The sequence below is a fragment of the Sorangium sp. So ce185 genome (genome assembly GCF_051526825.1).
GTDB lineage: Bacteria > Myxococcota_A > Polyangia > Polyangiales > Polyangiaceae > Sorangium > Sorangium cellulosum_D.
The window spans coordinates 10,406,146-10,432,509 of the sequence record NZ_CP150316.1 but is presented as its reverse complement, the minus strand read 5'-3'; the positions used below and the strand labels follow the sequence as shown (position 1 = coordinate 10,432,509).

Sequence of the window (26,364 nt, the reverse complement as noted above, 5' to 3'; positions counted from 1 at the left end):
CGTCCAGGACGCGCTCAGGCCGCGCCGCTCCGGCCGGCGCGATCACGCTGCCTGCGCCCTCGGCGTTTCACGGCTCCGTCCTGGCCCGGCGCGCGCCGCGCGGCCTCGATCTGGGCTGCGTCTTCGCATCCGCCGTGCGCGCGGGGCCCGGAGAGGCCGTCGCGGGCACGGCCGCCCGTCGACGAGCGTGGAAGGCGCGCTGTTCCTGGACGGCGCGCGCCGCGCGATGGATAGCCGCTGCACAGGCGGGCTCCGGCACCGGGCTTGCGAGCATCGAAGACCTGGAGAAGCACCCGCCCACGTCCCTCTTCCCGGGCGGCGCAGCTTCCGGGTCGAGAGGAGCGATATTCCATGGCGTCCGTGATCGGCGGCGAGGCCGCGTTCATCGGGTCCTTGACTGAACTGATCGAGCTCAATTGGTCCGCGGTGGACGCGCTCCGAGCGGCCCTCTCGCGGATGAGCCGCCCAGGCGACAAGAGCCGGCTGGCGAGCTTCTTGAGCGATCACGAGCGCCACCTCGAGGAGCTCGCCGCCCTGGCCCACGAGCTCGGCGATCCGCCCGTCGAGAGCGCCGTCCGGCCCAAGCTGAAGAGCAAAGCGCTGACGAACGGGATGGCCGGAGAACGCGCCATCCTGGAGGCGATGAGGCATTACGAGGAAGACAGCTGCGCCGCCTACGAGAGGATGATATCGTCGCGCGAAGGCCTCTCGGACCGCGCGCGGGACCTCCTCCGGCAGTCGCTCGCGGTGGAGCGGCGTCACCGGGAGTGGTTCGCGGAGCAGCTCGACGCCCGGCAAGGGCTCCTGCTCCTGCCGCTGTAGCGAGCGCGCCGGTGCGCAACCCATGCGCAACCAACGACGGTGTCGACGATGACTCCGTCCTGATCGAAGATTGACGCTCGGAGTCGATTCGCGTCCACGCGATCTCCGCTGCGGGCGCGGAGGCCCTGTCGGAGCTCGGCGATTGGCCCCGTGAGCGCGCTTTGCGGGCGGCGGTTTTCTTTCGCCGTCTCGTGTATCATCGCCGCGATGATTCGCCCCCTGGTCCTTGTCTCCCTTGGCCTCGCCATCTCCCTCCTGGGCTGCGACGAGCCCAAGAAGCCCGCCGCCCCTGCGGCCTCCGCCGCCCCCGCCGCGCAGGCGCCCGCCGCCGCGACGCCCGCCGCGAGCCCCGCGGCCAGCGCGCCGGCGCCGCCGAAGAAGGAGGTCGTGTGCACCAAGAGCGACCCGGTGACCTTCTCGCATCCGGCGCTCGAGGCCAGGGTGCGGCAGCAGCTCCAGAAGCCCGAGGGGCCGATCAAGCACGCCGAGCTCAAGAACATCAAGACCATGAACCTGTCCGACGCCCAGGGGCTCGACGAGCTCGATCCCTGCCTCTTCCCCGAGCTCACGGGCGTCAAAGGGCTTTACCTGCCGCCGGGCAAGATCGACGATCTCCGCCCGATCAAGGGCCTGCTCCGGCTGGAGTCGCTGCGCGTCTCGGCGACGCTGGTCAAGGACCTCTCCCCGCTCGCCGGGCTCGTCAAGCTCGACCGGCTCGACATCGGCCGCACGCCCGTGGAGGACCTCACCCCGCTCGCCGGCCTCACCAACCTGACCGAGCTCCAGATCGACGAGACCGAGGTGACGGACCTGCGCCCGCTCGCCGGCCTGAAGAAGCTCGAGATGCTCCAGATGAAGCGGACGCGCGTGAGCGATGTGTCGCCGCTCCGGGAGCTCAAGAGCCTCAAGAACGTGTACCTCGAGGGCTCGCGGGTCGACGACGCGAGCCCGCTCCGGAGCATCCCCGGGATCAAGATCCACGAGGGCTGACGCGCCCGGCCGCGCGCCGCCGCGCCGCGCCGAGCGCCGCCGCCGCGGCGAAGAGCCCGAGCGGCCAGCGCGCTGCCGCGCCGTCCGCGTCGGCCGCGCCGGCCGCGGCGCACGCGCAGCCGAACTCGCCATGGACGCCGCCGTTCATGAGGGGCCCGTCGTCCGCGGCGCCCCCTGCGCCGCCCGCCGCGCCGCCGGAGCCGCCGGAGCCGCCGGTGGCGCCGCCGGCGCCCTCGCCCGGCGGCGGCGCCTCGACGAGCGCGTCGATGACGTAGAGCGCCGGCCCGGAGCCCTGCGCCAGGAAGGGGCGCGGCGGCAGCGCCGGGCCGAGCGGCAGGGCGGCGAGCCGCGCCGCCGGCCACACGACGGCCTCGTCTGGATCGAGCCGCCACGCGGCGGCGGCCGCCGCGTCCGGCACGGCCCGGCGCGCGGCGCCGTCGACGAGCCACACGGACGCCCCGCCGTCGTCGCCGCGCACGAGCAGCGGCGACGGCGGGAACGCGTCGCCCTCGGGGAGCGCCTCGAGCGCCGCGTCCGGCGCGCTGGCGACGTCCCAGAACCGCGAGAACCGCCAGGCGTCCAGCGCCCCGGCGCCTCCGAGCGGCCGCCGCACGCCGCCCGGCAGCTCGAGCGGGCACGCGAGCGCCCTCGGGCTGCCCTCGAGCTCGACCTCCTCGCCGCTCAGCGCATCGACGCTGTAGGCGTGGACCGCGTGCTCGCCCCCGAGCAGGCTGAGCGGCATCGGCGCCTCGAAGCCGTGCGCGCAGGAGCCGAGCGGCGCGCAGAGGTCATCCCGGGGCAGGTCCGCGGCGAGGGTGTGGCCCTCGGCGCCCGCGTCGGTCGCCGCGGCGTCGAAATAGAGCCGCGCGCTGCCCGGCGCGCCCTCGGCGGCGTCCGGGTCGTGGGTCCAGCCGCGGATCCCGTCGCAGCCCGCGGTCTCGAGGGCGCCCTCGGGGGGCTCGTTGAGGAGCGCCTGGTACGAGGCCACGAGCGAGCTGTAGGGCGGCACATACACAAGCCCGACGCCGCTCAACGATTGCCGCACGTTGAAGTGCAGGTGAATCGTCGTCGGCGTGCCGCCAAACACGTTGGAGACCTTCCCGATGCGCTCGCCGCGCGACACGCCCTGTCCCACGGAGACCTGGACATCGGACATGTGCAGGTAGTCGTAGCGAGTCCCGTCCTCGCCGGTCAGGTACACCGAGTAGCCGCCGATGCTCGTGATGATGCCGTCGGCCACCGCGACCACCCAGTGCTTGCCCGCCTCGCACGTGGGCGGCCGGACGTCCTGCCCCTGGTGTCCCGCCCCGGAGGGGCAGAGCGGCATCGCCCACGAGCGCGACTCGCAGAAGTTGTCGCGCCACGGATAGGCGTAGTTGTCCGCGTCGCACTGCCCCCCGCGCGGGCCGGCGCTCCCCCCTTTGCTGTACACCTGGGAGTTGGCGAACGCCGGGCCCTCCTCGAGGGGAAAGCGCATGGCGGGCGCGTACACGACGCCGTCGGCGCGCCCCTCGCCCGAGCCGGGGACGAGCTCGCCGGCCGGATGATAGGAGAACGGATCGGCCGCGGCCGCGGTCGGCAAGAGCGCGAGCGCCGCCGCGGCGACGAGCGGGGCCGGCGCGGCGGGGCGGCGGCGATGGAGGCGGGGAGGGGGGAGCGGCGCGCTCATGGCCTGTCTCCCGCCGCCTTCGCGCCGACGCCGCCCACGTAGACGAGCTCCGCGGCGAGCTCGCGGAGGAGCGCGTCCGAGGCGCAGGGCGGGGCCTCCGGCGACGCGCACTCGACGTCGAGGGCGTAGGTGACGCCGTTCTCGATCCAGGACGCGGTCCAGATGCCCTCGTTCGCCGTGATGAGCGCGGGCGCCCCGCGCACGGCGTGGGCTGGTTGGAAAGGTGGAATACCTGGATACTTGCGCTCAAGGCGGGTCATGGTGAGCGAGACGGTGATCGACTCCGTCTTTGCCCAGAACGACGTCCAGTGCTCCTTGGCCACGAGGACCGGCGCCGCGAGGAGCTCGGGCCGGGGCGGCACGAGCACCGGGACTTGCGAGATCCTGGCGGCGTGGGCCGCCGCCTCGGGCAGCGCCGCGAGCGCGCCGCGGTCGACCGAGGCGGCCGGCGGCCAGGTGACGGCGGCGATCACCGGCGCCGCCGTGGCGACGAGCGGCTGGGCGGCGGCCGGATCGCGCGGGGCCTCGGAGGGAGGAGCGGCCTGGTCGCACGCGGCGAACGCAACAGAGAGAGAGAGGAGCACAACGAAAGCGGTGGGAACGCCGCGCATGGAGCCTCGCGGAAGGGGACCCAGGATTCTAGTCGAAGAGCTGTGGCGATGGCCAGGAGATGGCGTGGCGCGCGCGAGATGTCGCCGGGGTGTGACCGGGGCGACTTGACGCCGTGCGCGAGGCGCCGGTGAGGCGCGTCATGGGTGCGTGTGCGTCAGACGACACCGCGCCTTCCATGCGTGCGTGAGCTCATGGTCGCAGCCATGCGGCCGCGCTCGTCCGGCGACAGCAAAAAACAGGCGATCGTCGGTCGCGCGCGAGGCGTGGAGCTACCCCGGGATCACCGTATGTCGGGAACGTGTTTCGAGCTTTTCAACGAGACGCTCCGTGGTAGTTCAAATCACGTCCTGCAGGCGCGTTCGCGGCGCGGCGCTGACGCTCGCAAGGGCTGAAACAGGGGATCGATAGGGAACAACTGATTCCTCGCGGATGGGCGAGGGGGGCTCGCACGGGGCGAGCGGCGCGAAGATCCGCGCGCCGCTCGCCCCAGGGGCAGCGGTCTCCGTCGTCTTCTCCGCTGCTCCCGGTCGGCGACGAGGCGCATCGACCGCGGCGGCTGAAACTTGCGCCACTTGGGTGGTTCTTGACCATGGAATCGAAGGGAGCTCGCATGAGAAGGTATAAACTCTCCGGTCGGGTCGTCCGAGCCAAGAGCGAACGGGGCGTCGGTAGTGTGCGTGTCGAGGCGTGGGACAGCGCGGAGGTCAACACGGATCTCGTCGCCGTCGCCGTGACCAACCAGAACGGCGATTTCGAGATCTCGCTCGACCAGGACGACGTGGTTCGTCATTTCCAGGGGCGGGAGCCGGTGGCCGCGCTCCGCGTGTTCGCGCTCGGGGGCGAGGAGTACGTCACGCGCTACACCCAATGGAAGTTGTCGACGCAGCCCGCCTCCCTCCGGATCGAGGTGGACCTCGCGGTGACCTCGACGAAGCGCGCCCCGGCCACCGCGACCGTGCGCGGCAATGTGCGGAACGAGCAAGGCGCGGCCCTCGCGAACTTGATGGTGCGCGCCTACGACGTGAAGCTGACGTCACAAAGCGAGATCGGCTCGTCGGCGACCGACGCGTCGGGTCATTACAAGATCTCCTATTCGACCATCCTGGCGTCCGGCAAGCAACGGCCGGATCTGCGGGTGATCGTCTACAACGGGTCGAACCAGGAGCTGGGCCGCTCCGCGCTGATCGTCCGCGCCCCGTCGACCGCGGTCGTCGACCTGGTCACCAGCCAGGACCAGGAAGACCGCGGCCCGTCCGAGCTGCTGCAGGTCAAGGCCCGCACCGCGGCCCATACGCAGGGGGTGTTCCTCGGAGACCTCCAGGCCGAGCAGGTCGATTTTGTCGCGAAGGCGACCGAGGTGGAGCGCGGGCAGGTCGAGGCGCTCGTCGGGGCCGAGTCGCTCAGGTTGTCCGTCGGCGTCGCCGAGTCCGCCGATCCTTATTACCCCTTCGTCCGCATGGGCTTGCCGAGCACGAGGCGCGGGCTCCTTTCGTACCCCAAACCCGCGCTGCGCCGCGTGCTCGACGAGGCGAAGGCGGCGAAGATCGTGGGCCGCGAGGTCAACGATAGCATCGTCGATCTCCTCACCGAGGCCGCCGTCGGCCTCGCCACGGAGGCGCCGCCCCCGGGGACGACCTGCAACCTCGGTCAGCTCCTCGATCTCGAGCTGGGCGGGTCCTACACGCAGGACTTCATCGCCGAGTACATGGCGTTCGATGGCACGCCCGAGGCCTTCTGGACCCACCTCGCGTCCCTGCCCGCGTACCAGGGCGAGGGCTCGCTCCTCATCCCGCGGCTCAAGCTCCTGCTGCAGCTGGGCGCGCTCACGCGCTATCACTTCCCGCTCATCTCGGAGCTGTGGGATCGCTGGCACGACAACCAGCTCAATGACCTCAAGGACCTCGCGGCCTACAGCGAGGCCGACTGGATCGCGATCTTCGCCCTCCAGCGCAACGGCTCGCCCATCGACTGCCCGGACGACACGCCCGGAGCGACGGTGGCCGAGCGGCGCGCGACCTACGCCAAGGTCATCCGGCGCGCCCTGGAGGTGGCGTTCCCGTCGAAGGCGGTCGCGTCCGCCATCTCTGTGGTCGGCGGGAGCGAGCTGCCCGCGTTCTTCAACAACAACCCGTCGTTCGAGCTCGGCAAGGCGCGCGCCGGCCACTTCATCGCGTCGAACCCGGGGGCGTTCGCGGGGCTCTCCAACCCCGAGGCCGCGATGCGCGACCTCAAGGCGGTCGAGCGGCTGTACAAGCTCACACCCAAGTACGAGGAGGCGAAGGTGCTGCTCGATGGCGGGCTCAAGTCGGCGCGGCAGGTCGCCCTCCGCGGCCGGCTCCGGTTCGACGCCGAGTTCGGCGCTGCCCTCGGAGGTTCCGAGATCGCGGACGACATCTACGACAAGGCGACCGCCGTCTCCGATGTTGCGCTCGCGCTGGCGCTCAAATTCGGCACGGCCTTCAACCAGAGCTCGGCCCACGTCCTGCCCGACCCCGCGGGCCGCGCGGGCCAGGCGGCGTCGGGCCTCGCGACCTACGAGGAGCTCTTCGGCTCGGCCGACGCGTGCGCGTGCGCGCATTGTGCCTCGGTCTACGGTCCGGCGGCGTACCTCGTCGACCTCCTCCACTTCCTCGATCGTTACTACTCCGAGGTCACGAAGAGCGGCAGCTCCAAGTGGACCGCGAAGGAGCTGCTCCTCGGCAGCGCGCCGGGCTCGACACCGTCGCTCCCCGGGCGGCGCCCGGACATCGGCCGGATCGACCTCACCTGCGAGAACACCGACACGCCGCTGCCGTACGTCGACCTGGTGAACGAGATCCTCGTCCACGCCTTCGTGGGCGAGACCCTGGAGCAGAACGAGGCCCCGCCCGCCTTCCCGGAGCACATCGCGACCGTCGGCACCGCCGAGGATCTCGCGGCCATGCCGAACCCGCCCAGCGGCGAGGAGGACTGGCACGAGGACGCTTACGAGCGCCTCTCGAGATGCGACTTCCCCCTCAGCTTGCCGTATCACCACCGGCTCCACGAGGCGCGCGTCTATCTCGAGCACCTCGGCGTGCCCCTGCACGCGCTCATGTCCGAGCTGAGGGCGAGCTGGTCCAGCCCGGAGGCCATGTATCCCGAGGACGCGGCCGCCCATCGGCTCGGGCTCTCGCCGCGCGAGCGCGACCTGATCCGCGGCACCCCGATCGCGGGCGTGACCCTGGCGAGCGCCTGGGGCGTCGGCTGGGTCCCCGGCGGGCTGCTCAACGTGCCGGAGTTCCTCAAGCGCTCGGGGCTGTCCTACGACGAGCTGCGCGACCTGCTCGAGACCTCCGTGCTCCATCGCTTCGGGTCGCCGACGATCGAGCCCGCGGGGAGCTGCAAGATCGAGGAGCAGACCATCGGCGGCCTGAGCGGCGATCTGAGCGATCTGGACTTCCTGCACCGCTTCCTGAGGCTCCGGCTGCGGCTCGGCTGGTCGATCCGCGAGCTCGATCAGGTGCTGGCCGCGTGCGCGCCCGGCGGCACCGACATCCTGAACGGCCGCGCGCTGCGCGTGATCTCGGTGATCCAGGCGCTGCGCGCCGAGCGGGGCATCTCGCTGCCGATCGCGGTGCTCGCGAGCTGGTTCGGGCCGCTCGATACCCAGCGCCGCGACGCGGGCGAGACGCCGTCGTTCTACGAGCAACTCTTCCAGAACAAGGCCGTGACCAACCCGGTCGACGCCGCGCTCGCGCTGCCCGGGGTCGCCAGCCTCGCGACCGAAGACCTGCTCGAGTCTCACACGCCCGCGATCCTCGCCGGCCTGCGCATCAGCCGGGAGGAGCTGTCGCTGCTCACCGAGAGCTCGGGGCTCGCGCTGGACCCGCTCGTCCCGGCGAACACCGCCGACCTTGCGCCGGTGACGCTCGCGAAGCTCCACCGCTACGTCACCTTTGCGCGGGCGGCGCGGCTGTCTCTGCCCGATTTCCACGTGCTCTACAACCTGAGCAAGTACAAGCCGCTCGAGGCCGATTACCCCGAGCATACGCTGCGCTTCCTGAACACGGTCGATCGCGTCCGGCGCTCGGGGCTGTCGCCCGCCGACCTCGAGGTCATCTTCCGGGCGCGGTCGTCCCCGCGCGCGCGGATCGCCGTCACGGACGAGGCCGCGAACCCCGTGCTGGACCAGATGTTCGGCTCGCTGCTGGCGTTGCGCGGCAAGAACGGCGGCCCGGACGACGAGGCCGAGGCGGCCCTCATCGAGGACACGCTCGGCGCGGCGCTGAAGCTGGACGCGCGGTCGACGCACCTGCTCATGGCGGACATCCTCACGACGGGCGAGCCCGGCGACGCGTCGCTCGGCAGCGCGTTCTCGCTGCCCGACCCGCCGCCGCCGTCGCTCGACAACCCCCGCCGCGCCGCGCAGCTCGCCGCCTACCGGCACCTGGCCAGGGCCGCGGCGGTCGTGCAGCAGCTCGGCGCGAGCGCCGACGAGATCGAGCGCATGTTCGCCGGCGCGTCGCCGGCGCTCGACCTCGACGGGCTGCCGCGCACCGAGAGCGACGGCGACGCCTCGCCGCTGTTCGAGGCCTGGGAGAAGCTCGTGGATTTCGTCGCGCTCCGTTCCCACCTGGTCGGGCCGAATCCGTCGCTGGCGAGTCTACTCATCATGGACGGGATCACGGCGGAGGACGCCGCGGCGCAGGCCGCCGCGACGCTGGCCGCCGCCACGGACTGGCCCGCGGCGGACGTCGCGCGGCTGCTCGTCGCCCGCGGCTACGCGGCGCACTATCCGAGCAGCACCGCGGAGCAGGTCTCGCTCCTCGGGCTCGTGCGCCGCGCGCTCGTGGTGCTGAAGCGGCTCGGCGTCTCGGCCGAGCAGGCGTTCGCGTGGGAGAGCTCGATTTACTCGGACGGCGCCGGGCCCGCCGAGAGCATCATGCGGGTCGCGAAGGCGAAGTACTCCGACGCCGATTGGGCCAGGGTGGCGCCGCCGCTGCGCGACGTGCTGCGCGAGCGGCTCCGGTCGTCGCTGGTGGCGTACCTCGTGGCGAAGCGGGGATACGAGGACAGCGACGACCTGTTTGCCAACCTGCTCGTGGACGTCGAGACGAGCCCCGCGGTGATCACCTCGCGCCTGAAGCAGGCCATCGGCTCGGTGCAGACGTTCGTGCAGCGCGCGTTTTTGAACCTGGAGGCAGAGCTGGCGCTCCCGGAGGAGGCGGCGCGCGAGTGGGCGTGGCGCAAGAGCTACCGCGTCTGGGAGGCGAGCCGCAAGGTCCTGCTCCAGCCGGAGATGTACCTCGACCCGTCGCTGCGCGACGACAAGTCGCCGTTCTTCAAGGCTCTCGAGAACGAGCTCCGGCAGAACGACATCACCGACGACGCCGCGGAGCGCGCGTTCGAGCGGTACCTCGACAAGCTCGACGAGGTCGCGAACCTCGAGATCGTGGCCGCGTTCCACCAGAACGAAGACGGCGACGAGACGCACCTCCCCATCGACGTGCTCCACGTCGTCGGCCGCACGGAGGGCCAGCCTTACAAGTACTTCTACCGCACGCGGGTCGACGGTCTGTCGTGGACTCCCTGGGAGCCGATCGATCTCGACATTGAGGGGGAGAGCGTCCTGCTCACCGTGGAGGACCGTCGCCCGCACCTGTTCTGGCCGATCATCGAGGAGCGCGCCCTTCCGGACCAGCAGATCCCGACCGACACGCGCCATCCGGGCAAGGAGGCGGAGACGCGTCATTACGTCCGCCTCGCATGGAGCGAGCGCCGAAACGGCGCGTGGGGCGCGCGCCGCATGAGCGGCGGCTCGGAGGTGTCGATGCTTCCGGACGAGCCCCCCTACGTCTCGCTGTTCCCGGAGCGCGCATCCAACCGGCCGCCCCGGATCGCGGTGATACAGAGCTGGGACATCAACGCTTATCGCCTCGGGCACTTCGAGCGAAGCAGCTGCGGCGCGCTGGTGGGCACCAACTACGCCGAGGCCGAAAAGAAGGACCAGAAGTTCTGGTTCGCGAAGCCCAGCTGGTCGCACTGCCGGCGGCAGCTTGTGGTCTCGCTCGATAACGCGATCAGCTTGTTCGTTCCGATCGAGCTCAATGACCTCCGGAAGATGCTCCCGCTGTTCAGGGATGTCACCCCGTTCCGCGCGTTCTTTCCGCGCGAGATCGGCGCCGGGGAGAGGGACGACAGCGCCGATGCCGGAGCGCCGTTCTTCTTCTACAAGGACGCGAAGTCGACATTCTTCGCCGAGCTCGTCCTGACCGCGCACACCGAATGGCCTACCGTGAGCATCCAGCCTGGGATCACGGCGTACGGCGACGTCGCCAAGAACGACGCCGTGCTCGCCATGCGCGCGGGGACGGCGGCGGCCGGTTGGGCGAGGGAGTCGCCCATGTTGATCCGCATCGCGCACATCCACGAAGACGCGAAGCGATACCGGTTCACGTCCTTCTATCACCCCTACGTCTGCCTGTTTCGCAAGGAGCTGCAGCGCGCCGGGGTGGACGGGCTGCTCAAGTGGTCGCTCCACCGGCCCAAGCCGCTCCAGCTCAGCGACGGCGAGTTCTTCGAGGATCGCTACGACCCGGAGGAAGCCAACGTGCTCACGCCGTATCCGAAGGAGGAGGTCGACTTCTCGTTCCAGGGCGCGTACTCGCTCTACAACTGGGAGCTGTTCTTCCACGCGCCGCTGCTGATCGCCCTGCGGCTGATGCAGAGCGGCCGGCACGCCGAGGCGCAGCGCTGGTTCCACTTCATCTTCGACCCGACCACGGGCGATCCGGCCCCGTCGCCCGAGCGCTTCTGGAACGTGCGGCCGTTTCGCGAGAACAAGGATCTCGCCTCGATCGAGGAGGAGATCCGGGATCTGTCGCCCTCGCAGCAGGGCACGATGGCCAAGCTGTTGAGCTCGCTCCTGACGACCCAGGACGACGAGCCGGAGAAGGTCGATCTCGTCGCGCAGATCGAGGCGTGGCGGAAGGACCCGTTCAATCCGCACATCGTCGCGCGGATGCGGCCGATCGCCTACCAGAAGGCGGTGGTGATGAAGTACGTCGAGAACCTGATCGCCTGGGGCGATCGGCTCTTCCGGCGCGAGACCATCGAGTCGATCAACGAGGCGATGCAGCTGTACATCCTGGCCGGCAACCTCCTCGGCCGGCGCCCGGTGCGCATCGAGCGGAAGGACGCGGTGACGCCGCGGAACTACTGGCAGCTCGAGGCGCTCGGGCTCGGCGACCTCTCCGACCCCGTGGTCCAGTCCCGGTCCCGCGTCGAGGCGGAGAGCCTCGTGGCGAGCTCGCTGATGGATCTGCTGCGCCGCACGTTCTCCGAGCGGGCGATCGACCTGGGAGAGCTCTACTTCTGCGTGCCCCGCGACGAGGCGCTCTCGGGGCTGTGGGACACGGTCGCCGATCGGCTCTTCAAGATCCGACACTCGATGAGCATCGAGGGCGTGGTCCGGACGCTGCCCCTGTTCGAGCCGCCCATCGATCCGATGCTGCTCGTGCAGGCGAGGGCGCTCGGCGTGGACCTCGCGACGGTGCTCAACGAGGCGAGCTCCCCGCGGCTCCCCTACCGCTTCCAGGTGCTGCACGCGAAGGCGATGGAGCTCTGCGGCGCGGTGGCGGGGCTCGGCGCCGCGCTGCTCGCCGCCATGGAGAAGAAGGACGGCGAGGCGATCGCGCGGCTGCGCTCGGGCCACGAGGTCGAGCTGCTCGCGGCGGTGCGCGAGATCAAGGCGCAGCAGATCAAGGAGGCCCAGGCGACCGTCGCCTCGCTGGAGCGGTCGCTCGAGACGGCGCAGCTCCGCCGCGACCACTACGCGAGCCTGCCGCGGATCAGCGCGGCGGAGCAGGCGGCGCTGGCCATGAGCGTCTTTGGCATGGAGCTCGGGCTCGTGGCGCAGGCGGTCGCCGCCATCGCGCCCGGGGTCGAGGCGATCCCTCCGGTGACGTTCGGCGGCGCCGGCGCGTTCGGGAGCCCGGTCGCCCTCACCACGATCGGGGGGCAGGCCTCGGGCGCTCCGATCGAGGCGGCGTCGAACGTGCTCTCCATGGTCGCCGGCGCGATGCGCGAGGGCGCGTCGATCGCGTCCACGCTGGCCGGATACGAGCGGCGCGCCGAGGAGTGGGCGCTGCAGGAGCGGCTCGCGGCGAAGGAGATGCAGGGGCTGGAGAAGCAGATCGTCGCCGCGAAGATCCGCGCGGCGGTGGCCGAGGTGGAGCTCAAGAACCACGATCGGCAGACCGAGCAGGCGCGCGAGGTGCTCGAGTTCCTCCAGGACAGAAAGCGCACGACCGAGGAGCTGTACGACTGGATGGTGGCGGAGCTGTCGACCGTCCACTACCAGACGTACACGCTGGCCTACGACATGGCGAAGCGCGCGGAGCGGGCGCTCCGGTTCGAGCTCGGCACGTCCGACAGCACGCCCGCCGTGGTGCGCTTCGGCGCCTGGGACAGCCTGAAGCAGGGCCTGCTCGCCGGCGAGCGGCTCCAGCACGACCTCCGCCGCCTGGAGGTCGCGTTCCTGGAGCAGACGCCGCGCGAGGCGGAGCTGGTCAAGCACGTCTCGCTCGCCGAGGTCGCGCCCGAGCAGCTCATCGAGCTCCGGGAGACCGGGACGTGCGAGTTCGAGCTGCCAGAGGCGGTGTTCGATCTCGACCATCCGGGGCACTACTTCCGGCGCATCAAATCGGTCGCGGTCACGATCCCGACCGTGACCGGCCCGTACGCGGGCGTGAACTGCACGCTCACGCTGAGCGGCACCAAGGTGCGGAGCAGCTCGGTGGTGGACGACACCTACGCGAGCGGGACGAACTTCCGGGCGGATCTCGTCCCGCTGACGAACGTGATCACGACCAGCAACGGGGTGAACGACGCGGGGCTGTTCGAGCCGAACCTGCGCGACGAGCGGTATCTCCCGTTCGAGGGCGCGGGCGTGCTCGGCACCTACAAGATCGAGCTCCCCGCGGCGAACAACCGCTTCGACATCGCGGCGGTGAGCGACGTGATCCTCCACATCCGGTACACGGCGCGCTCGAGCGGCGCCCTCGCGGAAGCGGCGAACGATCACTACGACGAACACCCGCCGGCGCGGCGCCGGCTCTTCAGCCTGCGGTCCGAGCTGCCGGCCGAGTGGGCCCGGTTCATGGCGCCGGCGAGCTCGAGCGCGCCGCAGGAGCTCTCGATCCCGCTCACGCCGGAGATGTTCCCTTATGCGCCGGCGACACGGAAGACCGTGCTGACGAGCGTCACCTTCTATGCGCGGTGGAGCGGCGAGAAGTTCTACTCGAGCGGAGGTACGCTCAGCGGCCACGTGACGCGGCCGGGAGCCGCGGCGGCTCTGCTCTCGCTCCCGAGCTACCTGGGAGAAGGCGAGTGCAATATGGGCAAGAGCGACACCTTGAGCCCGGCCGCGCCCGGCGAATCGTGGGATCTGGGTACCTGGACGCTCAGCGTGACCAGCGACGAGGTCAACGCGATAGCGGACAAGCTCAGGACGGCCAGCCGGCTCGACCACACGCTGCAGGACATCTATCTGCTCTGCGACTACCGCACCGAGCAGCTGCCGCAATCGTCGCAACCGTAGAGGACGACCCCGCGATCGAACACCAAGGAGTCAACGACCATGTCGGACAACATCACGCTTCCTCAGGGCGCGGGCACGCTCCTCGCCACCGATGAGATCCTCGGCGTCCACGTCCTGCGCGCCAAGGTGCAGACGGGCGTGGACGGCACCGCCGTCGACGTCTCGCAGAGCAATCCGCTGCCGGTCGGCCTGGTCGGGTCGCTCCCGGCCGGCGCCAACACGGTCGGCGCGGTCCACGTAAAGCCGGCCACCGCAGGTGGGCTCTCCATCTACCACAATATCGGGCTGAGCAACACGGGGCAGAACGTGAAGAGCTCCGCCGGACAGGTGTTCGGCTGGCACCTCGCCAACACGGGATCGAGCGCGGCGTTCGTGAAGCTCTATGATATGGCGGGGACCCCGACCATGAACTCCGATACCCCTGCCGTGACGCTGTGCGTCCCCGCCGGGCAAGTCACCTCGGCCGAGCACACGAACGGCATCGCGTTCACGAACGGCATCGGCATCGGCGCGACCGCGGGCTCGGCGGACAACAACAACTCCGCGCCCGGTTTGAACACGCTCGTCGTGAACGTGTTCTACAAGTAGCGCCGCCCGCAGAGGGGGGCGAGCCCCTGTCCCGGGGGACCGGGCGACGAGGACAGGGCCGTGGAGAGCTCGAACCGTCCGTGAGCGGCGCTGGCCCGGCGCCGCTCACGGGCTCGGCGGCCGACGCCGTGGTGCCGGAGCGACGCGCTCCGGGCGCGTGGGCCGCCCCTTGCCGTGGGAAGAGGGAGACGGATGAACAGTCGTGAGCCCAAGAAGGAAACCACCGCTGCGCAGGCAGCATCACCGGCCGCGCCGGACACCGGAGCGCGCGGCAGGAGCCGAGACTCCGCGTCCGTCGCCCGGGCGGGGTCCGGTAAAGACACCGAGGCTCCGAAGGGCCTCCCGGGCGCGCCCAAGGCGCCGGAGCTGCCCGCGCCCGCGCTGCCGAAGGGCGGCGGCGCGATCCGCGGGGTGGATGAGAAATTCTCCGCGAACCCGGTGACGGGCACGGGGTCGTTCTCGATCCCGCTGCCGCTGAGCCCCGGTCGCGCCGGGTTCGGGCCAGCGATGGCGGTGACGTACGACTCGGGGGCTGGCAACGGACCGTTCGGCGCCGGCTGGCAGCTGTCGATCCCGCGCATCGCGCGGAAGACCGACAAGGGCCTTCCGCGTTACGACGACGCTCAGGAGAGCGACGTGTTCGTCCTGTCCGGCGCGGAGGATCTGGTGCCCGCGCGGTCGATCGACGGCGCGGAGCTCGACCGGTACGAGACGGAGAGCGAGAAGGTGATCCGCTACCGTCCCCGTGTGGAGGGCGCGTTCGCGCGGATCGAGCGCCGCGAGGTCAAGGCGAGCGGGAACGTGTACTGGACGGCGACGGCGCCGGACAACGTAACGAGCGTCTACGGGCGGAGCCCGGAGGCGCGGATCGCCGACCCGGCCAGGCCGGAGCGCATCTTCTCGTGGCTGCTGGAGGAGACCCGGGACGACAAGGGCAATGTCGTGGCCTACGCGTACAAGGCGGAGGACCTGACCGGCGTGGCGCGCGACGAGGCGGCGGAGAGCCACCGCCACGCGGGCCGCGCGGCGGTCGCGAACCGCTATCTCAAGCGCGTGCGTTACGGGAACACCGTGCCGGGCGACGCGGAGAGCAGCCTGTTCGAGGTCGTCTTCGATTATGGCGAGCACGACGTCGAGGCGCCCACGCCCCAGGAGAGCGCTTCGTGGCCGGTCCGCCAGGACCCGTTCTCGGCGTACCGCGCTGGCTTCGAGATCCGCACATACCGCCTCTGCCGCCGCGTGCTGATGTTTCACCGGATGTCGGAGCTCGGCGAGGCGCCGTGCCTCGTGCGGTCGCTCGACCTCACGTATGTGGAGAACGCTACCCTGACGCGGCTCGCCACCGCGACGCAGGCCGGCTATGTCCGCGATCCGCAGACGCAGGCGTACAGCCGCGAGGCGCTACCGCCGATCGCGCTGACGTACAGCGAGCCGGTGATTCACCGCGAGGTGAAGTCGCTCGACCCCGAGAGTCTGCGCGACCTGCCCGGCGGCGCGATGGGGGCTGGGCGCCGGTGGGTCGATCTCGATGGAGAGGCGCTGCCCGGCGTGCTGATCGAGGAGGGCGAGGCGCTATATTACAAGCAGAACCTCGGCGGGGGCGTCCTGTCCCCGGCGCGGCCGCTGCCGTCGCGGCCGGCGATCCTGAACGGCGGGCAGCTGCTCGACGTCGACGGGGACGGGCGCAAGGAGATGGTGGTGTTCGAGCGGCCGGTGGCGGGCTACTTCGACCGCACGGACGCGGGCTGGGCGCCGTTCCGCCCGTTCGCGTCGCAGCCGAACGTCGACTGGAGCGATCCGAACGTCCGTCTCATCGACCTGAACGGCAACGGCCACGAGGACATCCTGATCACGGGGCCTGACACGTTCACGTGGTATCCGTCGCTTGCGAAGGGCGGCTTCGACCGGCCGATCACGATCGCGCGCCCGAGCGACGAGGAGCGCGGGCCATCGCTCGTCTTCGCCGACGCGGCGCAGAGCATCTTCCTGGCCGACATGAGCGGCGACGGGCTTGTCGACCTGGTGCGGATCCGGAACGGCAACGTGTGTTACTGGCCCAACCTCGGCCATTGCCGCTTCGGCGCCAAGGTGCAGATGGGCGGGAGCATGCGGTTCGACCACGAGGGCCGCTTCGACCCGAAGCGCATCCGGCTCGCGGACGTGGACGGCTCGGGGACGACCGACATCGTTTACCTGCACCCGGACGGGGTGCGCTTCTATGCGAACAACGCCGGCAACACGCTGGCCGCGCCGGTGATCCTGCCGCGGCTGCCGGACGTGAGCGAGCTCGCGGCGGTCGACGTGCTCGACCTGCTCGGCTCCGGGACCGGGTGCCTGGTGTGGGCCTCGTCGCTGCCCGGGGCGCGCCCGGCGGTGCGCTACATCGATCTGCTCGGGAGCAAGAAGCCGCATCTGTTGACGTCGGTCGCCAACAACCTCGGCAAGACGACGACGGTGACGTATGCCCCGTCGACGAAGTTCTACCTCGCCGACCGGGCGGCGGGCCGCCCGTGGGTGACGCGGCTGCCGTTCGTGGTGCACGTCATCGAGCGCGTCGAGGTGTTCGACGCGGTCTCGCGGCATCGCTTCGTGACGACGTATGCGTACCACCACGGCGACTACGACGGGGTGGAGCGGGAGATGCGCGGCTTCGGCATGGTGGATCAGCGGGACACGGAGTCGTTCTCGGCGTTCAGCGGGACGGGCTTCGCGCCGCCTGCGGCGAACGCCGATCCCGAGCTGCACCTGCCGCCGGTGCTGACGAAGACGTGGTTTCATACCGGCGCCTGGATCGAGGGGGCGAAGATCTCGGCGCGGTACGAGAGCGAGTATTACGCGGGCGACGCAGGGGCGGTTCGCCTGGAGGATACACCGCTCCTCGAAGGGCTCAGCGCCGTGGAGATGCGCGAGGCGTGCCGGGCGCTCAAGGGGCGGCCCCTGCGTCAGGAGGTCTATGCGCTCGACGGCTCGGCGGAGGAGCCGCGTCCGTACGTCGTCACGGAGAGCAGCTACGGGATCCGGCGGCTCCAGCCCACCGTGGGCGGTGCGCACGCCGTGTTCTTCGCCCATCCGCGCGAGGCGCTGGAGTACCATTACGAGCGCAACGAGAGCGATCCGCGCGTCGTGCACGCGCTCACGCTGGAGGTCGACAACCACGGCGCGGTCAAGCGGACGGCGCAGATCGGGTATCGCCGCCAGGCGGCGTGGGCGGCGTTCCCCGAGCAGGAGGAGGGGAAGGCGACGCTGACGGAGCACGACGCGGTGCACCTGGTTCCCGATGAGGAGGGTGCTTATCGCATCGGGGTTCCGATCGGGAGCCGGACCTACGAGCTGCATGGCCTGCCGCTCGGCGAGGAGGGCGTGCTCGCGTTCCAGACGGTCTTCGACGCAGCGGACGAGGCGACGGACCTCGCTTACGACGGGACGCCGAGCGGATCCTTCGAGAAGCGCCTGTTGCAGCACACGCGCACGAGGTACTGGAGCGACGATCTCGCGGGGCCGCTGCCGTTCGGCGAGGTCGGCACCAGGGCACTGCCGTATGAGAGCTACGCCAAGATCCTCACCCCCTCGCTGATCACATCGGTGTTCGGAGCCAGCGTCACGAGCGGCGTGCTCGCGGAGGGCGGCTATCTGCAGCTCTCGGGCGATCCGGATTACTGGGTGTCCTCGGGGCGGGCGGTGCCCTCGGCGGCCCACTTCTACCAGCCGACGGCGTTCGTCGATCCGTTCGGCAACACGTCGCAGGTGGTCTATGACGCGTATCGCCTGCTCGTGACCCAGGTGACGGATCCGCTGAGCAACGCCGTGATTGCCGTGCCCGACTACCGCGTCCTCACCCCGCGGCAGCTCACCGATGCCAACGGCAACGTGAGCGAGGTGCGCTTCGACGCGCTGGGCAGGGTCACGCTCTTGGCGGTGATGGGCAAGCCGGGCGGCGGCGAGGGCGACACGCCCGAGGATCCGACGGCCACGTTCGCGTACGATCTGGAGCGATTCGTGCTCACCGGCAAGCCGAACGTGGTGCACGCCCGCGCCCGCGAGCAGCACGGCGCGGGCAACACGCGCTGGCTGGACACGTATACGTACTCCGACGGCTCGGGCAACGAGGTGCTGCGGAAGGTGAATGCGGAACCGGGGCTGGCGCCCGAGCGCGACGGGACCGGCGCGCTGGTACACGACGCGCAGGGCGACCTGGTCTTCTCGCACGCGACGCCGCGCTGGGTCGGCACCGGGCGCACGGTGCTGGACAACAAGGGCAATCCGGTCAAGCAATACGAGCCGTTCTTCAGCGCGACGCACGAGTACGAGGACGAAGCGGAGCTCGTGGAGTGGGGGGTCACACCGATCCTGCGGTACGATCCGCTCGGCCGGCTCATCCGGACCGACCTGCCGAACGGCACGTTCTCCCGTGTGGTGTTCGATGCGTGGAAGCAGACGTCGCACGATCCGAACGACACGGTGCTGGAGAGCACGTGGTACGCGGCGCGGCAGGCGCTGGCTGCGGGCGACCCGGAGCGGCGGGCGGCGGAGCTCGCGGCGGCGCACGCCGGGACGCCGGCGGTGAGCCACCTGGACGCGCTGGGGCGGGTGTTCCGCGCCGTGGCGGACAACGGGGCTGAAGGGCAGTACGTCACCCAGACGACGCTCGATATCGAAGGGCAACCGCTCGCGATCACCGACGCGCGTGGCAACCTGGCGATGCAGCATCGGTTCGGGCTTGGCGGGCAGCTCTTGTATCAGAACAGCAACGACGGCGGGGAGCGGCGGATGCTGGCGGGCGCGACCGGCCAGCGGCTGCGGGCGTGGAACGGGCGAGGGTTCGCGTACCGCTCGTCGTACGATGTCCTGCGTCGGCCGACGCACGAGCACGTGCAGCTGGGCTCGGGCAGCGAGCGGGTGGCGCGCCGTTACGTCTACGGCGAAGCGCATCCGCAGGCGACGTCGCTGAACCTGCGCGGTCGGCCGTACCAGGTGTATGATGGCGCGGGTGTGGTGACGAGCCAGGCGTACGACTTCAAGGGCAACGTGCTGCAGGCCACGCGGCGGCTGCGGAGCGACGTGCACGCGGACGCCGACTGGTCGGTGCTGGCGGGGCTGACGGATGTGTCCGCCATTGCGACGGCGGCGGAGCCGCTGCTGGAGACGGAGAGCTTCGGGACGGAGACGGCGTACGACGCGCTGAACCGGCCGACGAGCGTGACGGCGCCGGACGCGAGCGAGGTGAAGCCGACGTACAACGAGGCGGGGCTGCTGGAGCGTGTGGAGGCGCGGATTCGAGGCGCGGTGGCGTGGACGACGTTCGTGGACGACATCGACTACGACGCGAAGGGGCAGCGCGAGCGGATCGAGTACGGCAACGGCACCTTCACGGAGTATACGTATGATCCGCTGACGTACCGGCTCTCGCGCCTGAAGACGACGCGGAGCTCGGACAGCACGGTGCTGCAGAACCTGAGGTACGTGTACGACCCGGTCGGGAACATCGTGGAGATCGGGGACAGCGCGCAGCAGACGGTGTTCTTCAATAACGACGTGGTGTCGCCGAGCGCGCAGTACGTGTACGACGCGGTCTACCGGCTGATCGAGGCGACGGGGCGGGAGCACGCGGGCGGGCTGTCGGACGCGCCGCGCGACCAGAACGACCTGCCGATCCAGTCGCTGCCGCACCCGAACAACCCGCAGGCGCTGAGGAACTATACGGAGCAGTATGTCTACGATGCGGTGGGCAACCTGCTGAGGATGGTGCACCAGGCGGGGACGGGGAGCTGGACGCGGTGGTACGCGTACGAGACGGCGACCAATCGGCTGACGAGCACGACCGGGGACCCGGAGAACGGGCCGTTCAGCACCTATGCGCATGACGCGCACGGGAACATGACGTCGATGCCGCACATCACGGCGCTGACCTGGGACGAGAACGACCAGGTGCGGAGCGCGGATCTCGGCGGCGGCGGCGATGTCTATTATGACTACGACACTGCGGGGCAGCGGGTGCGCAAGGTCTGGGAGCACAGCGGGCTCGTGGAGGAGCGCATCTACCTCGGCGGCTACGAGGTGTACCGGAGGCGCGACAGCTCGGGGCTCTCGCTGGAGCGGCAGACGCTGCACGTGATGGACGGCGCGCGGCGGGTGGCGATGGTGGAGACGAAGACGGTGGACACCTCGGGGCCGTTCACGATGACGCCGCGGGTGCGCTACCAGCTCGGCAACCACCTCGGGTCGGTGTCGCTGGAGGTCGACGGGGCGGGGCTTGTGATCGGGTACGAGGAGTACCACCCGTACGGGACGACGGCGTACTGGTCGGCGGCGTCGGGGATCGAAGTCTCGCAGCGGCGGTACCGGTATACGGGTAAGGAGAAGGACGAGGAGACGGGGCTCTACTACTACGGGGCGAGGTACTACGCGCCGTGGCTCGGGAGATGGGCGAGCGCGGATCCCGCAGGGCTCGATGCCGATGGGCCTGGGCTCTACGAATATGTACGAGGCAATCCGATTCGACTGCTCGATCCGAACGGAAGCCAGAGCGCAGAGCCGTCACGTTGGGAACGATTCAAGCAATTCGTGGCCGACAAGGCGACGGAATACGCAAGCATGGCGGAAGGCGCAGGGATAGCAGGGAAAGAGGCGCTAGGCGGGCTCGCGCTGCTCAATAATGATCCTGCGGCGGCCTTGGCGAATCTCGCTGCAACCGCGAAGGAGCGCTATGAGCGGAAGGGAGGTGGCGTTAACGGCGCTGTCGCGGCGGTAAACGTCCTGAATCCCTTCGCTCAAGCAGGGGAAGCGCTCCAAGCCGCAGAATCGGCCGCTCGTGCCGGAGATGCCAAGGAGTACGGTCGACAAGTCACCCATGCGATCATCGCCGGCGCCCCTCTTCGAGGGGTGTTCAGGGGTATGGCTGGTCCCGCAGCCCGTCCGCCGCTAGCGGCCGTCGGCGGCGGGGGAGCGATCGTTCCCCTGGAGGGGGCGAGCCCGAGAGCAGTCCCAGGGGTAGGTGCCGGCGCCGCTGCGATACCCGGCCCCAAGCTGGCGCCTGCGGGGGCTCCGTTGGGCGCCGCGGATGACCTCTCGGTGGCGCAAAGCAAGGGTGGCTCTGCAGCACCAGGCGCCGCGAAGCCTGCGTCAGACGCCGCGAAGCCTGCGTCAGACGCCGCGAAGCCTGCGTCCAAAGCGGAAGCAAGCACAAAGACGGTCACGAACTCCGCTGGCGATTCTGTGATTCGCACGTTGGTCAGCAACGAAGATGAGCTTCTCGCAATCGCTGAACGGGCGGCAGGTGGCAGGCTTGACGCTTGGACGGAGTTCAAGCCGAACTATTGGATAAGCCCAGATGGCAAAAAGAAGATCGAGTTTAATCTAGAAGGTCACAAGAACACGAATGAGGGACCGCACGTGAAAGTGCAGGTTGCGGTGCCCGATCCGAAGGGCAAAGGTGGCTGGCAGACGGTGCAGAAGGCGTTTATTGCAGGGTGGGAAAAATATAAGACTGACCATAGGTAGTGGCTCGGCACCGTGCGGTGCGTGCTGGCAAACGTCGCGAAAGAGAAGGCAATGAACATAGTCAATTTGGATGTGGCCGCGCGGCAGATCGAATCGCTGATCGGGACGAGGCTCCCGTCGATCGTTCCAGATGCGATTGATGATGCGCTCGGTACTCTTCAGTGGACAAGCATCCCAACAAACATCGAAGATGATGACGCCATGGCGAAGCTGCTCGGGCTCTCTTCGCTGCCACCGGACACCGAGCTGGTCGTGGTCACGGATGTTTCGTTCAAAGAGGGCAGTGGCGCGTTCGCGATGTCCGCGTCTCAATTCGAGGAATTTCAGGCGTGGTACTCTGACGAATTCTCGGAGCGAGTTTTTTCGGGCTGCGATGTCATTGTCTGGGCGCCGGTGGACAGGCGATTGTGGGTCGTGCATCATGAGGGCGTATACGCTACCGCGCAGCTTCGTGCTCCCTGACCTGTGGGGCGAGATCGCCGTGCTCGATTCTTTGGCCAACGAAACGTCGCCGGGACGGGCTTCGCGCCGCCCGCGGCGAACGCCGATCCCGAGCTGCACCTGCCGCCGGTGCTGACGAAGACGTGGTTCCACACGGGCGCCTGGATCGAGGGGGCGAAGATCTCGGCGCGGTACGAGAGCGAGTATTACGCGGGCGACGCAGGGGCGGTTCGCCTGGAGGATACACCGCTCCTCGAAGGGCTCAGCGCCGTGGAGATGCGCGAGGCGTGCCGGGCGCTCAAGGGGCGGCCCCTGCGTCAGGAGGTCTATGCGCTCGACGGCTCGGCGGAGGAGCCGCGTCCGTACGTCGTCACGGAGAGCAGCTACGGGATCCGGCGGCTCCAGCCCACCGTGGGCGGTGCGCACGCCGTGTTCTTCGCCCATCCGCGCGAGGCGCTGGAGTACCATTACGAGCGCAACGAGAGCGATCCGCGCGTCGTGCACGCGCTCACGCTGGAGGTCGACAACCACGGCGCGGTCAAGCGGACGGCGCAGATCGGGTATCGCCGCCAGGCGGCGTGGGCGGCGTTCCCCGAGCAGGAGGAGGGGAAGGCGACGCTGACGGAGCACGACGCGGTGCACCTGGTTCCCGATGAGGAGGGTGCTTATCGCATCGGGGTTCCGATCGGGAGCCGGACCTACGAGCTGCATGGCCTGCCGCTCGGCGAGGAGGGCGTGCTCGCGTTCCAGACGGTCTTCGACGCAGCGGACGAGGCGACGGACCTCGCTTACGACGGGACGCCGAGCGGATCCTTCGAGAAGCGCCTGTTGCAGCACACGCGCACGAGGTACTGGAGCGACGATCTCGCGGGGCCGCTGCCGTTCGGCGAGGTCGGCACCAGGGCACTGCCGTATGAGAGCTACGCCAAGATCCTCACCCCCTCGCTGATCACATCGGTGTTCGGAGCCAGCGTCACGAGCGGCGTGCTCGCGGAGGGCGGCTATCTGCAGCTCTCGGGCGATCCGGATTACTGGGTGTCCTCGGGGCGGGCGGTGCCCTCGGCGGCCCACTTCTACCAGCCGACGGCGTTCGTCGATCCGTTCGGCAACACGTCGCAGGTGGTCTATGACGCGTATCGCCTGCTCGTGACCCAGGTGACGGATCCGCTGAGCAACGCCGTGATTGCCGTGCCCGACTACCGCGTCCTCACCCCGCGGCAGCTCACCGATGCCAACGGCAACGTGAGCGAGGTGCGCTTCGACGCGCTGGGCAGGGTCACGCTCTTGGCGGTGATGGGCAAGCCGGGCGGCGGCGAGGGCGACACGCCCGAGGATCCGACGGCCACGTTCGCGTACGATCTGGAGCGATTCGTGCTCACCGGCAAGCCGAACGTGGTGCACGCCCGCGCCCGCGAGCAGCACGGCGCGGGCAACACGCGCTGGCTGGACACGTATACGTACTCCGACGGCTCGGGCAACGAGGTGCTGCGGAAGGTGAATGCGGAACCGGGGCTGGCGCCCGAGCGCGACGGGACCGGCGCGCTGGTACACGACGCGCAGGGCGACCTGGTCTTCTCGCACGCGACGCCGCGCTGGGTCGGCACCGGGCGCACGGTGCTGGACAACAAGGGCAATCCGGTCAAGCAATACGAGCCGTTCTTCAGCGCGACGCACGAGTACGAGGACGAAGCGGAGCTCGTGGAGTGGGGGGTCACACCGATCCTGCGGTACGATCCGCTCGGCCGGCTCATCCGGACCGACCTGCCGAACGGCACGTTCTCCCGTGTGGTGTTCGATGCGTGGAAGCAGACGTCGCACGATCCGAACGACACGGTGCTGGAGAGCACGTGGTACGCGGCGCGGCAGGCGCTGGCTGCGGGCGACCCGGAGCGGCGGGCGGCGGAGCTCGCGGCGGCGCACGCCGGGACGCCGGCGGTGAGCCACCTGGACGCGCTGGGGCGGGTGTTCCGCGCCGTGGCGGACAACGGGGCTGAAGGGCAGTACGTCACCCAGACGACGCTCGATATCGAAGGGCAACCGCTCGCGATCACCGACGCGCGTGGCAACCTGGCGATGCAGCATCGGTTCGGGCTTGGCGGGCAGCTCTTGTATCAGAACAGCAACGACGGCGGGGAGCGGCGGATGCTGGCGGGCGCGACCGGCCAGCGGCTGCGGGCGTGGAACGGGCGAGGGTTCGCGTACCGCTCGTCGTACGATGTCCTGCGTCGGCCGACGCACGAGCACGTGCAGCTGGGCTCGGGCAGCGAGCGGGTGGCGCGCCGTTACGTCTACGGCGAAGCGCATCCGCAGGCGACGTCGCTGAACCTGCGCGGTCGGCCGTACCAGGTGTATGATGGCGCGGGTGTGGTGACGAGCCAGGCGTACGACTTCAAGGGCAACGTGCTGCAGGCCACGCGGCGGCTGCGGAGCGACGTGCACGCGGACGCCGACTGGTCGGTGCTGGCGGGGCTGACGGATGTGTCCGCCATTGCGACGGCGGCGGAGCCGCTGCTGGAGACGGAGAGCTTCGGGACGGAGACGGCGTACGACGCGCTGAACCGGCCGACGAGCGTGACGGCGCCGGACGCGAGCGAGGTGAAGCCGACGTACAACGAGGCGGGGCTGCTGGAGCGTGTGGAGGCGCGGATTCGAGGCGCGGTGGCGTGGACGACGTTCGTGGACGACATCGACTACGACGCGAAGGGGCAGCGCGAGCGGATCGAGTACGGCAACGGCACCTTCACGGAGTATACGTATGATCCGCTGACGTACCGGCTCTCGCGCCTGAAGACGACGCGGAGCTCGGACAGCACGGTGCTGCAGAACCTGAGGTACGTGTACGACCCGGTCGGGAACATCGTGGAGATCGGGGACAGCGCGCAGCAGACGGTGTTCTTCAATAACGACGTGGTGTCGCCGAGCGCGCAGTACGTGTACGACGCGGTCTACCGGCTGATCGAGGCGACGGGGCGGGAGCACGCGGGCGGGCTGTCGGACGCGCCGCGCGACCAGAACGACCTGCCGATCCAGTCGCTGCCGCACCCGAACAACCCGCAGGCGCTGAGGAACTATACGGAGCAGTATGTCTACGATGCGGTGGGCAACCTGCTGAGGATGGTGCACCAGGCGGGGACGGGGAGCTGGACGCGGTGGTACGCGTACGAGACGGCGACCAATCGGTTGACGAGCACGACCGGGGACCCGGAGAACGGGCCGTTCCGCACCTATGCGCATGACGCGCACGGCAACATGACGTCGATGCCGCACATCACGGCGCTGACCTGGGACGAGAACGACCAGGTGCGGAGCGCGGATCTCGGCGGCGGCGGCGATGTCTATTATGACTACGACGCTGCGGGGCAGCGCGTGCGCAAGGTCTGGGAGCACAGCGGGCTCGTGGACGAGCGCATCTATCTCGGCGGCTACGAGGTGTACCGACGTCGCAACAGCTCGGGGCTGGAGTTGGAGCGACAGACGCTGCACGTGATGGATGGCGCGCGGCGGGTGGCGATGGTGGAGACGAAGACGGTGGACACGTCGGGGCCGTTCACGGTGACGCCGCGGGTGCGCTACCAGCTCGACAATCACCTCGGGTCGGCGTCGCTGGAGGTCGACGGGGCGGGGCTGGTGATCGGGTAAGAGGAGTATCATCCCTACGGGACGACGGCGTACTGGTCGACCAGCAGCGCGGTGGACGTGAGCCAGAGGCGGTATCGCTATACGGGTAAGGAGAAGGACGAGGAGACGGGGCTCTATTACTACGGGGCGCGCTACTACGCGCCGTGGCTCGGGAGATGGGCGAGCGCGGATCCCGCGGGGATGGTCGACGGGCCCAATCTATATTGCTATGTGCGATCGAATCCCGTAATCCTGACCGATCCGACGGGGAAGCAAGCTGCGCCGAACTTGGGCACTCCTCAGGTCGTCGAGGCTGCGAAGTCGGCGCTCGCGCGCGCTGCGGCGAAATGGGGAGCTGCGAAGGTGCTCTCAGGAGGAGCGCCTGCCGCGGGCCCACAGGTCGCAGCGGTCGGGGCACCGGCTGTAGAATTAGGCTTGGCCAGCGGCGCAGTGGGAGCTTACGCGGCCAGTGTCATCGGCAGCATGGCCCTGACGACGAACATCCACATGCAGCGATCGGCGTCCATCGCTCGCTATGGAAACCCGTGGGGCATGCCGTCCACTG

Annotated in this window: 9 protein-coding genes and 1 pseudogene; 8 read left to right on the top strand and 2 right to left on the bottom strand. The window is 69.7% G+C overall.

Features of this window, described 5'->3' with window-relative positions; translation table 11 throughout:
- Positions 1-351 precede the first annotated feature (351 nt).
- Entirely contained in the window at positions 352-822 is a 471-nt protein-coding gene (locus WMF26_RS38285; protein WP_061621497.1) for a ferritin-like domain-containing protein, read from the top strand.
- A gap of 207 nt (positions 823-1,029) precedes the next feature.
- Positions 1,030-1,812, top strand: coding sequence for a leucine-rich repeat domain-containing protein (locus WMF26_RS38280; protein ID WP_437996751.1), 783 nt, complete (start codon positions 1,030-1,032; stop codon positions 1,810-1,812).
- On the opposite strand, the gene WMF26_RS38275 is transcribed toward WMF26_RS38280, so the two are convergent.
- The gene (locus WMF26_RS38275; protein ID WP_437996750.1) at positions 1,793-3,481 is read right to left on the bottom strand and encodes a M23 family metallopeptidase; all 1,689 of its coding nucleotides are present in this window, start codon (positions 3,479-3,481) and stop codon (positions 1,793-1,795) included. The genes WMF26_RS38280 and WMF26_RS38275 overlap by 20 nt on opposite strands.
- Complete coding sequence (locus tag WMF26_RS38270; protein ID WP_437996749.1) at positions 3,478-4,065, bottom strand: hypothetical protein; 588 nt, start codon at positions 4,063-4,065, stop codon at positions 3,478-3,480. The genes WMF26_RS38275 and WMF26_RS38270 overlap by 4 nt, the downstream gene beginning before the upstream one ends.
- Before the next feature lie 638 nt (positions 4,066-4,703).
- Between WMF26_RS38270 and WMF26_RS38265 the strand changes: the two genes are divergently transcribed.
- The 6 genes and pseudogenes from WMF26_RS38265 to WMF26_RS38240 form a co-directional block, all read left to right on the top strand.
- Complete coding sequence (locus WMF26_RS38265; RefSeq protein WP_437996748.1) at positions 4,704-13,655, top strand: neuraminidase-like domain-containing protein; 8,952 nt, start codon at positions 4,704-4,706, stop codon at positions 13,653-13,655.
- A gap of 39 nt (positions 13,656-13,694) precedes the next feature.
- Positions 13,695-14,243, top strand: a complete 549-nt coding sequence (locus tag WMF26_RS38260; RefSeq protein ID WP_437996747.1) for a hypothetical protein — start codon at positions 13,695-13,697, stop codon at positions 14,241-14,243.
- 192 nt (positions 14,244-14,435) lie between these two features.
- Positions 14,436-21,740, top strand: coding sequence for a SpvB/TcaC N-terminal domain-containing protein (locus tag WMF26_RS38255; RefSeq protein WP_437996746.1), 7,305 nt, complete (start codon positions 14,436-14,438; stop codon positions 21,738-21,740).
- A gap of 51 nt (positions 21,741-21,791) precedes the next feature.
- Positions 21,792-22,202: a hypothetical protein gene (locus WMF26_RS38250; RefSeq protein ID WP_437996745.1), complete on the top strand. Its 411-nt coding sequence runs from the start codon at positions 21,792-21,794 to the stop codon at positions 22,200-22,202.
- 108 nt (positions 22,203-22,310) lie between these two features.
- Complete coding sequence (locus WMF26_RS38245) at positions 22,311-25,820, top strand: toxin TcdB middle/C-terminal domain-containing protein (protein WP_437996744.1); 3,510 nt, start codon at positions 22,311-22,313, stop codon at positions 25,818-25,820.
- Positions 25,821-25,838: 18 nt separating this feature from the next.
- Positions 25,839-26,057: pseudogene (locus tag WMF26_RS38240) on the top strand (RHS repeat-associated core domain-containing protein); the annotation flags it as partial.
- Positions 26,058-26,364 lie beyond the last annotated feature (307 nt).

Bases quoted from the DNA above. Each gene is read 5' to 3' on its own strand.
- WMF26_RS38255 (WP_437996746.1), top strand. From the start codon at position 14,436: ATGAACAGTCGTGAGCCCAAGAAGGAAACCACCGCTGCGCAGGCAGCA.
- WMF26_RS38260 (WP_437996747.1), top strand. From the start codon at position 13,695: ATGTCGGACAACATCACGCTTCCTCAGGGCGCGGGCACGCTCCTCGCC.
- WMF26_RS38275 (WP_437996750.1), bottom strand. From the start codon at position 3,481: ATGAGCGCGCCGCTCCCCCCTCCCCGCCTCCATCGCCGCCGCCCCGCC.
- WMF26_RS38250 (WP_437996745.1), top strand. From the start codon at position 21,792: ATGAACATAGTCAATTTGGATGTGGCCGCGCGGCAGATCGAATCGCTG.
- WMF26_RS38265 (WP_437996748.1), top strand. From the start codon at position 4,704: ATGAGAAGGTATAAACTCTCCGGTCGGGTCGTCCGAGCCAAGAGCGAA.
- WMF26_RS38285 (WP_061621497.1), top strand. From the start codon at position 352: ATGGCGTCCGTGATCGGCGGCGAGGCCGCGTTCATCGGGTCCTTGACT.
- WMF26_RS38280 (WP_437996751.1), top strand. From the start codon at position 1,030: ATGATTCGCCCCCTGGTCCTTGTCTCCCTTGGCCTCGCCATCTCCCTC.